Raw genomic sequence first — 9,067 nt, 5'->3', positions numbered from 1 at the left:
GGCCCGACGTGGCAGTGCTGCCCGCTGGCGGCGCACGCTTCGACCTGGGCGCCGAGATCCTCATGGACGCCACCGACATGGCCGAGGCCGCAGGGCTGACCCCTGGGGCGCTGGTGGTGAACCACCTGGAGGCGCTGGACCACTGTCCGACGTCCCGCGCGTCGGTGCGGTCGCTGGCGCAGCAGGGCGGCTGGGCCGAGCGCCTGTGGGTGCCGGAGGATGGCGAGCGGCGCGAGTACCTGCAACGGCCGGACACCAAGGATGCTTCATAAATGATAGCTGCTAGCGCTTGATGGATAAGCGCTGGAGCAACTTTCAATCATTGATCCGTGCCCATCACCCGCGGGAAACGTGCCCCGGCTTCGCTACCATCGCGGCGCTGCTCACCCGTTGGACCCCATGGAATATTTCATTGCACCGATAGGAATCGCGCTCGGTATCGCACTGGCCTGCGTTTTTGGCAAGTCCTTCTGGAGAAGCTTGTGGGCCAGCAATTGGGAGCGTGTGGACGGCAAGGTCACTCGCACCGTCGTGCGGAGTTCGCGAAACATGGAGCAGTCCACGCAGTGGGATGTGCGCGTGGAGTATGGCTACCGATACGCGGGCGCCAGCCTCACCGGGTCCACTTTGGTGGGCTACAGCGGGATGGGGCGTGGAGATGCCCAGGAAGAAGCCCGGAACTACCCTGTGGGACAACCGCTGAGCGTCTATGTCTACAAGGACGACCCTCGGGAATCCAAGCTGAAGGAGGGGATCAACGTCGTCGCCGGGGTGGCGGCGGTGTTTGGCATCTTCCTCGTCGTGTTTTTTGCGTTGCACATGGTGCCGTGATGGCGCAGAGCGAGGCCCGCAGGTGATGCGCTGGTTCCGGCTCCGCAGCGTTTCTGATCGATCCACCGTGCAACCCAAGCGTTTGTTGCTGCTCGGTTTGGTCTGCCTTGTGCCGATGCTCCCGTATGCGCCGGGGCTGGCGCTGTGGGCCAGTTCGCATGAAGCGGTGATTCAGGTGTCCTCGGTGTCGGTCGAGGAGTGGACTGCGCGCCGAGGGCCACCGATGCAGAGCGTCCGCATCACCCGTGCACCCGGCGGCGAAACACCAGATTGCCGGCTTTATCTGTTTCAAGGCGACGATGTGCCCAAGACGATGGGCACGTCCCTGGACATCCTGCGCAAGCCGCAGCCATTCAGCGTGCCGGGCCGGGTCAGCAGCCTGGGGCGCGGGGCGTGCTGGGTGCATACGGACATCTCGGCGCTGAGGACCCCGCTTCTGGTGTGCCTGTTGATTTTCGCGGCCGTCTGGAGGTTTCCGTCGGGGTGGCTCCCTGGTGCCGCCGCAGCTGAAAAGCCCCGGATCAGTTTCTCATCAGCGCGACAAACCGCCGCGCCCCCAGCCCCAGCGGCCGCTCCTTGGACCACACCACATCCACCCACAGCGCGGTGCCGTTGCTCAGGTTCTCGAACGGCATCTCCACCAGCGTGCCCGCCGCAATGCGGGGCTGCACCAGCGCGCGCGGCTGCCAGCCCCAGCCCAGGCCGGCTTCGATCAGGCCTAGGGCGGCCAGGTGGTTGTCGGTGCGCCAATGGTGGCGGGCAAACACGAAGCGCGGATCGGTCTGGCCTAGGTCGCGGCTGGCCACGACGATCTGGCGCGTAGTGGCCAGGTGTTCTTCGCGCAGGCGGGCATTGCCTGGCGGCTCGCCGCGCGCCTGGGCGGCGGCGCGTGCGGCGGCCAGCACGGGGTGCTGCGGCGCCATCACGGCCACCAGGGTCTCCGTGCCCACCTCCTGAAAGCCCTCGCGCCCGTCAATGCTGGGCCGCTCGAACACCAGAGCCAGCTGCGCACGGCCGCTGTGCAGCAGCGCCAGCGCGTCCACCTGCGGGGCGGCCAGCACCTCCACCTGCAAGAGCGGGTACTCCTGCGCCAGCGTGGCCAGGGGGCCTGTCCAGCGCGCGGCCAGCAACTCCGGCGCGATCGCCAGGGTGAGGCGCTCCTCCAGGCCCTGTGTCAGCGCCAGCGCCTGGGCGTTGAGCTGCTGCAGCTGCCCGGCCAGCAGCCGGGCCTGGGGCTCCAGCGCGCGGGCGGCGGCGGTGGGGCGGGGCTCGCGGCCGCTGCGGTCGAAGAGTTGCACGTCCAGCTCGGCCTCCAGATGGGCCATGGTCATGCTCACGGCGGAAGGCACGCGCGACAGCGCGCGGGCTGCGGCAGAGAACGAGCCGTGGTCCAGCACGGCCAAAAACACCTGGACGCTATCGGAATGGAAAGCCATGGGGCGGCAAACTATCAGAAAAACTGAAACAAGCTGACTTTAAGTGTCAGGCGCACAAATATAAAGTCCAGCCATGGACTCCCCGAAACCTGTTCTTTTTGGATTGCAAGGCCCTCGCCGTCGCCTGATCTATGTGACCCTGTACGAGTTGATCGCCATTGCTGCCGCCACGGCCGGGCTGTCGGTGCTCACGGGGCAGGGCGCAGGCCATTCGAGCGTGGTGGCCGTGGCCGCCTCGGCCATCGCCATCGTGTGGAACATCCTCTTCAACTGGGCGTTCGAGCGGTGGGAGTCGCGACAGGCCGTGCGCGGGCGCAGCCTGGGCCGGCGCGTGGCGCACGCGATTGGGTTTGAAGGCGGGCTGGTCTTCACGCTGGTACCGCTGTTCGCGTGGTGGTTCGGCATCAGCCTGTGGCATGCCTTCGTCATGGACCTGGGGCTGATCGTGTTTTTCCTGTGCTACACGTTTGTCTTCAATTGGGTGTTCGATCACCTGTTCGGCCTGCCGGCCTCGGCGATGGCAGCAGCGTGAGCACGGTGCGGCTGCCGCGCCATCGTCAAACAATGTGAGCTGCGGTGAGGTCCCGGCCCGGCGCCCCATAATCCGCGCCCATGCACGGGCCCCCGAAGCGTTACTCCTCCATGGCACCCGCCCCGCGACGGCTGGCTTGCGTGTGGCTGGGCCTGGCGCTGGCGGGCTGCGCCAGCACTGCGCCCACGCCGCGCGGCGAGGTGAAGGGTGCCGCGGCCGCACCGGGCGAACTGGCCCAGTCGGACGCCAACCGCATGGCGACGCTGGCCATGCGGGAGAACCTGGAGGGTCTGCTGCGCATCGCGGACAAGCTTTACCGCCGCAACCCCGCCGAGTGGCGCAAGGGCGGCGCTTCCAGCCGCGAGCAGGCGCTGGACCAGTTGCGCACAGCCATCGTGCAGCGCCAGCATTGGGCGCCACTGCAGGGGCGCCGCGACATCGCCGCCATGGGCCTCGCGCTGGCCCCCGAGTTCGCGGGCGATCGCGTGGCCGCGTTGATCCACGCCACGGCCGACATGATCGTCACCGCCCATGGCGGCAAGACCGAATTCTTCTTGCTCGACGGGGTGGACGCGCAGCACCTCTACAACGCCGCGCGCAATGTGGAGACCGCCGTGTGGCTGCTGGCCCAGCGCCGCAATGCCCAGGGCCAGCCCCTGCTGCTGGCTGACGAGATCGGCGCGCAAGGGCGCAACCTGAGCTTCGAGCGGGAGTTCGGCAAGATCATCGCGCGGCTGGATCTGCTGGCCACCTTCACCACCGAGAAGTACCGCCGCGCGGCCATCAGCTACGTACAGGGCATTGTGGGCGGCACCTTCCTGCAGTTCCTGCCCGTGCGCTGATGCGGCCGACCGCCCCCTCCGCGTGACCCGGTAAAATCCGCCGCTTGCCCAAGGAGCGTTGCAGCGGCCTCACCAGAATCAGCCGTCAGGCTTGGGCTCTGCCTTATCCGTCAACGACGCTCACCTGAACCCCTTGTGCCGCGCAGGTGAGCCTATGTCCACGTTGTCCATTCCCCCCTTGAAACTCTCTGGCCTGGAGCCCGTCTTGATCGGTGAGGGCACGCTGTTCGTCAACATCGGCGAGCGCACCAATGTCACCGGTTCCAAGGCCTTCGCGCGCATGATCCTGAACGGCCAGTACGAAGAGGCATTGGCCGTGGCGCGTCAGCAGGTGGAGAACGGCGCGCAGGTCATCGACATCAACATGGACGAGGCCATGCTTGACAGCAAGGCTGCCATGGTGCGCTTTCTGCAGCTGATCGCCTCCGAGCCCGACATCGCCCGCGTGCCCATCATGGTCGACAGCTCTAAGTGGGACGTCATCGAAGCGGGGCTGCGCTGCATCCAGGGCAAGGGCATCGTCAATTCCATCAGCATGAAAGAGGGCCTCGAAGCCTTCAAGCACCAGGCGCGGCTGGTCAAGCGCTATGGCGCGGCTGCGGTGGTGATGGCGTTTGACGAGCAGGGCCAGGCCGACACCTTTGCCCGAAAGATCGAGATCTGCGAGCGTGCGTACCGCATTCTGGTCGATGAGGTGGGCTTCCCGCCCGAGGACATCATCTTCGACCCCAACATCTTCGCGGTGGCCACGGGCATCGAAGAGCACAACAACTATGCGGTCGATTTCATCGAAGCCGTGCGCTGGATCAAGCAGAACCTGCCGGGCGCCAAGGTGTCGGGCGGCGTGTCGAACGTGTCGTTCAGCTTCCGCGGCAACGACCCGGTGCGCGAGGCGATCCACACCGTGTTCCTCTACCACGCCATCAAGGCGGGCATGGACATGGGCATCGTCAACGCCGGCATGGTGGGCGTCTACGACGACCTGGAACCCACGCTGCGCGAGCGCGTGGAAGATGTGGTGCTCAACCGCCGGCCCGATGCGGGCGAGCGCCTGGTCGAGATTGCCGAAACCGCCAAGAGCGGCGCCAAGGATGAGAGCAAGAAGCTCGAGTGGCGCGGCACGCCCGAGCATCCGGTATCGGTGGCGCAGCGCCTGTCGCACGCGCTGGTGCATGGCATTACGGACTTCATTACCGCAGACACCGAAGAGGCCTACCGCGAAATCCTGGCCAAGGGTGGGCGCCCGCTGCACGTGATCGAAGGCCCGCTCATGGACGGCATGAACATCGTGGGCGACCTTTTTGGCGCGGGCAAGATGTTCTTGCCCCAGGTGGTGAAAAGCGCGCGCGTGATGAAGCAGGCCGTGGCCCACCTGATTCCCTACATCGAAGAAGAAAAGCGCCAGGACGAACTGGCCGGGCGCGACGTTCGCAGCAAAGGCAAGATCGTCATCGCCACCGTGAAGGGCGATGTGCACGACATCGGCAAGAACATCGTCACTGTGGTTCTGCAGTGCAACAACTTTGAAGTGGTGAACATGGGTGTGATGGTGCCCTGCCACGAGATCCTGGCGCGCGCCAAGGTGGAGGGCGCGGACATCGTCGGCCTGTCGGGCCTCATCACCCCCAGCCTCGAAGAAATGCAGTACGTGGCGGGCGAGATGCAGAAGGACGACCACTTCCGCATCAAGAAGATCCCGCTGCTCATCGGCGGCGCCACCACCAGCCGCGTGCACACCGCCGTCAAGATCGCGCCGCACTACGAAGGTCCCGTGGTCTACGTGCCTGACGCCTCGCGCAGCGTGAGCGTGGCGCAGAGCCTGCTGGGTGAGGGGGCCGAAAGCTACCTGGCCGAGATGAACGCCGACTATGACAAGGTGCGCGCCCAGCATGCCAACAAGAAGGCGGCGCCCCTGTGGTCCCTGGCCAAGATCCGCGCCAACAAGACGCCGGTGGACTGGTCGGCCTACCAGCCCGCTGTGCCTCGCGCGCTGGGCCGCCGCGTGTTCAAGAACTTCGATCTGGCCGAGCTGGCCCGGTACATCGACTGGGGCCCGTTCTTCCAGACCTGGGATCTGGCCGGCCCGTACCCGGCCATCCTGACCGACGAGGTGGTGGGCGTGGAGGCCAAGCGTGTGTTTGCCGACGGACAGGCCATGCTCAAGAAGATCATCGAAGGCCGGTGGCTCACGGCCAGCGGCGTGATGGCCCTGCTGCCCGCCAACAGCGTGAACGATGACGACATCGAGTTCTACACCGACGACACCCGCACCGAGGTGGCCATGACCTGGTACGGCCTGCGCCAGCAGGCCGAGAAACACACCATCGACGGCGTGACCCGCCCCAGCCGCTGCCTTGCCGACTTCGTGGCGCCCAAGAGCAGCGGCATTCCTGACTACGCGGGCATGTTTGCCGTGACGGCGGGCCTGGGTGTGGAGAAGAAGGAAAAAGCCTTCATCGACGCGCTGGACGACTACTCCGCCATCATGTTCAAGAGCCTGGCCGACCGCCTGGCAGAAGCCTTTGCCGAGTGCCTGCACCACCGCGTGCGCACCGACCTGTGGGGCTACGCAGCGGGCGAGCAGTTGAGCAATGAGGACATGATTGCCGAGAAGTACCGCGGCATCCGCCCCGCGCCCGGTTACCCCGCCTGCCCCGACCACAGCGCCAAGACCGACCTGTTCCGCGTGCTGAACGCCGAAGAAATCGGCATGGGGTTGACCGAGAGCCTCGCCATGACACCGGCCGCCAGCGTGAGCGGCTTCTACATCGGCCACCCTGATGCGGTGTACTTCAACGTCGGCAAGATCGGGGAAGACCAGCTGCACGACATGGCCCAGCGCCGGGGCATGGACGAGAAGGTGCTGGAGCGGCTGCTGGCGCCGAATCTCTGATCGCTATTAAAAATATAGCTGCTTGCGCTTGTAGGATAAGCGCCGGCGGTGATTTTCATTGAAACATCTTGCCGGCCCGTGCAGGGAGCGCTGGGGGCGCTTTCGCGTCGGGCGGCCCCAGGAGCCCGCCCATGGCGTTTTTCAAAGACCTGAGCCTTTCCGCGTTCACGGCGGGTTTTGTTGCGGTGCTCGTGGGCTTCACCAGTTCGGTGGCCATTGTGTTCCAGGCTGCGCAGGCGTTTGGTGCCACCCCGGCGCAGGTCACGTCGTGGATGTGGGCGCTGGGACTGGGCATGGGCCTGTGTTCCCTGGTGCCGTCGCTCATCCTGCGCATGCCGGTCATGGTGGCGTGGTCGACCCCGGGTGCGGCGGTGCTGGCCACCGCCGGGCTGGCGGGGGGCTTCAGCATGGGCGAGGCCGTGGGCGCTTTCATGGTGAGCGCCCTGCTCATCACGGTGGCGGGCGTCACCCGCTGGTTCGAGCGGGCCATGGACCGCATTCCGATGGAGATCGCTGCGGCCCTGCTGGCGGGCGTGTTGGCGCGTTTCGGCCTGCAGGCGTTTGCTGCCGCTCAGACAGCGCTGCCCCTCGTGCTGACGATGCTGGCGGTGTACTTGATTTCCCGCAGGCTCGCTCCCCGCTATGCCGTGGTCATCACACTGGCCGCAGCGGTGGCCTTGGTGGCCCTGCAGGGCCGGATGGCCTGGTCGGCCGTGCAGCTGGAGCTTGCGATGCCTGTCTTTACTGCGCCCCGGTTCAGTCTCTCCGCCATCGTCAGTCTGGCCATCCCCCTTTTCGTGGTCACCATGGCGTCGCAGAACCTGCCCGGCGTGGCCGTCATCCGCGCCTCGGGCTACCAGCTGCCCATCTCGCGGCTCATCACGCTCACGGGGCTGGCCACCCTGGTCCTGGCGCCTTTCGGTGCCTTCGCCCTGAACTTCAGCGCCATCACCGCCGCCATGTGCATGGGGCCGGAAGCCCACGAAGACCGCGAACGGCGGTACACGGCCGCCGTATCGTGTGGCGCGCTCTATGTGGCCTTGGGTTTGTTCGGGGCGGTGATCACCGGGCTGTTGACGGCATTCCCGGCCGAACTCGTGGTTGCTATCGCGGGGTTGGCCCTGCTGGGCACCATTGGCAATGGGCTGGCGGCGGCGGTGCGCAGCGAGACGCATCGCGAGGCTGCATTGATCACTTTCCTGGTCACGCTCAGCGGGGTGGTGGTGGCGGGCGTGGGATCAGCCTTCTGGGGCGTGGTGGCCGGCAGCTTTGCGCTATTTGTGCAACAGTACGGGCGTCCACCGGCACGGCGCGCCTGAACCTGCGGCTTGGGTTGCCCAGACGGCGCGCCCTGGGAGTGCCGCCTCTATAGATAGAAAGACGACAGTTCGGCGTCCGCCGCTTGTGTCCTGCCCCTTCTTTTGATCCTGCACCATGAAACTGCTCTTCATTGCCGACCCGCTGCACAGCTTCAAGATCTACAAAGACACGACGTTTGCCATGATGCGCGAAGCGCAGCGCCGTGGTCACACCCTCGCGGTTTGCGAACCGCGGCACATGACATGGCAGCGCGGGAGCAAAGTGGCGGCCATTGTGCGCGACGTCCGCCTTACCGGCGACCCAACGGAGTGGTACGCCGCCGAGCCTGAGCGCTGCGCACCGCTGGTGGAGTTCGACGCTATCGTCATGCGCAAGGACCCGCCGTTTGACAGTGAGTATTTCTACGCAACCCACATGCTGGAGCAGGCCGAGCGAGACGGGGCTCGTGTCTTCAACAAGCCCCGTGCGCTACGCGATCACCCTGAAAAGCTGGCGATCATGGAGTTTCCGGAGTTCATCGGGCCCACTCTGGTGACCCGCGACGCCGCCGATATCCAGCGCTTTCATGCGGAACACCAAGACATCATCCTCAAGCCTTTGGACGGCATGGGCGGCATGGGCATCTTCCGCGTGGGGCCCGACGGCCTTAACCTGGGCAGCATCACCGAAACGCTGAACCGGCACGGCGCCCAAAGCGTGATGGTTCAGAAATTCCTGCCGGAGATCATCGATGGCGACAAGCGTGTCCTCATCATCGGAGGCAAGCCTGTGCCTTATTGCCTTGCTCGCATTCCCCAGGGCAGCGAGGTGCGCGGCAACCTCGCGGCTGGCGGCAAAGGTGTCGCCAGGCCGCTTTCGGCCCGCGACTGGGAGATCGGCAATGCGCTGGGGCCGGTTTTGCAAGCACGTGGCTTGTTGCTGGCAGGCGTGGATGTGATCGGTGACTACGTGACGGAAATCAACGTCACGAGTCCTACTTGCTTTCAGGAAATCTTCGATCAGACCGGATATGACGTGGCTGCCGCTTTCGTCACAGCCTTGGAGGCCAAGGTCGAGTCATCTCCTGCCGCGCCCTTACCCTGAAAATAAGCTGCAGGGAGTTGATAGGCGGTCCGAAACAGTGCTATAGTCGAGGGCTTCGCTGCTCAGAGGCGCATCCCCGTAGGGGTTAGCTGCTGAAGGGCTGGATTGGTGGTGTTGGGTGCGATGTGCC

General features: G+C 65.6%; 7 protein-coding genes, 1 pseudogene and 1 riboswitch. Of the genes and pseudogenes, 7 read left to right on the top strand and 1 reads right to left on the bottom strand.

The genetic code is table 11. From position 1 onward, the window contains the following. Nucleotides 1-272, top strand: a pseudogene (locus tag MRY84_RS22730) (hypothetical protein); the annotation flags it as partial. 127 nt (nucleotides 273-399) lie between these two features. Beyond that, on the top strand, nucleotides 400-831 hold the full coding sequence (locus MRY84_RS22725) for a DUF3592 domain-containing protein (RefSeq protein WP_291507933.1): 432 nt from the start codon (nucleotides 400-402) through the stop codon (nucleotides 829-831). Nucleotides 832-1,352: 521 nt separating this feature from the next. Here the strand turns inward: MRY84_RS22725 and MRY84_RS22720 are convergent. Beyond that, entirely contained in the window at nucleotides 1,353-2,267 is a 915-nt protein-coding gene (locus tag MRY84_RS22720) for a LysR family transcriptional regulator (protein WP_291507932.1), read from the bottom strand. A 73-nt stretch (nucleotides 2,268-2,340) separates the two neighbouring features. On the opposite strand from MRY84_RS22720, the gene MRY84_RS22715 reads away from it, so the two are divergent. From MRY84_RS22715 to gshB, 5 genes are all read left to right on the top strand, one after another. Beyond that, nucleotides 2,341-2,799: a PACE efflux transporter gene (locus MRY84_RS22715; RefSeq protein WP_291507931.1), complete on the top strand. Its 459-nt coding sequence runs from the start codon at nucleotides 2,341-2,343 to the stop codon at nucleotides 2,797-2,799. Nucleotides 2,800-2,909: 110 nt separating this feature from the next. After that, nucleotides 2,910-3,641, top strand: a complete 732-nt coding sequence (locus MRY84_RS22710; RefSeq protein WP_291507934.1) for a hypothetical protein — start codon at nucleotides 2,910-2,912, stop codon at nucleotides 3,639-3,641. A gap of 44 nt (nucleotides 3,642-3,685) precedes the next feature. Further along, nucleotides 3,686-3,770: riboswitch (S-adenosyl-L-homocysteine riboswitch) on the top strand. 25 nt (nucleotides 3,771-3,795) lie between these two features. Then, nucleotides 3,796-6,534 carry a methionine synthase gene (metH, locus tag MRY84_RS22705; RefSeq protein ID WP_291507930.1) on the top strand — a complete coding sequence of 913 codons (2,739 nt, stop codon included), beginning with the start codon at nucleotides 3,796-3,798 and terminating at the stop codon, nucleotides 6,532-6,534. 131 nt (nucleotides 6,535-6,665) lie between these two features. Next, nucleotides 6,666-7,853 (top strand): benzoate/H(+) symporter BenE family transporter, encoded by a 1,188-nt coding sequence (locus MRY84_RS22700; RefSeq protein ID WP_291507929.1) that lies wholly within the window; start codon nucleotides 6,666-6,668, stop codon nucleotides 7,851-7,853. A gap of 115 nt (nucleotides 7,854-7,968) precedes the next feature. Next, entirely contained in the window at nucleotides 7,969-8,937 is a 969-nt protein-coding gene (gshB, locus tag MRY84_RS22695; protein ID WP_291507928.1) for a glutathione synthase, read from the top strand. Nucleotides 8,938-9,067: the final 130 nt, after the last annotated feature.

This window comes from Acidovorax sp., assembly GCF_022763525.1.
In the GTDB taxonomy this organism is placed as follows: Bacteria; Pseudomonadota; Gammaproteobacteria; order Burkholderiales; family Burkholderiaceae_C; genus Acidovorax.
The sequence above is the reverse complement of the archived record's forward strand: the minus strand, read 5'-3'. Positions and strand labels throughout refer to the sequence as shown.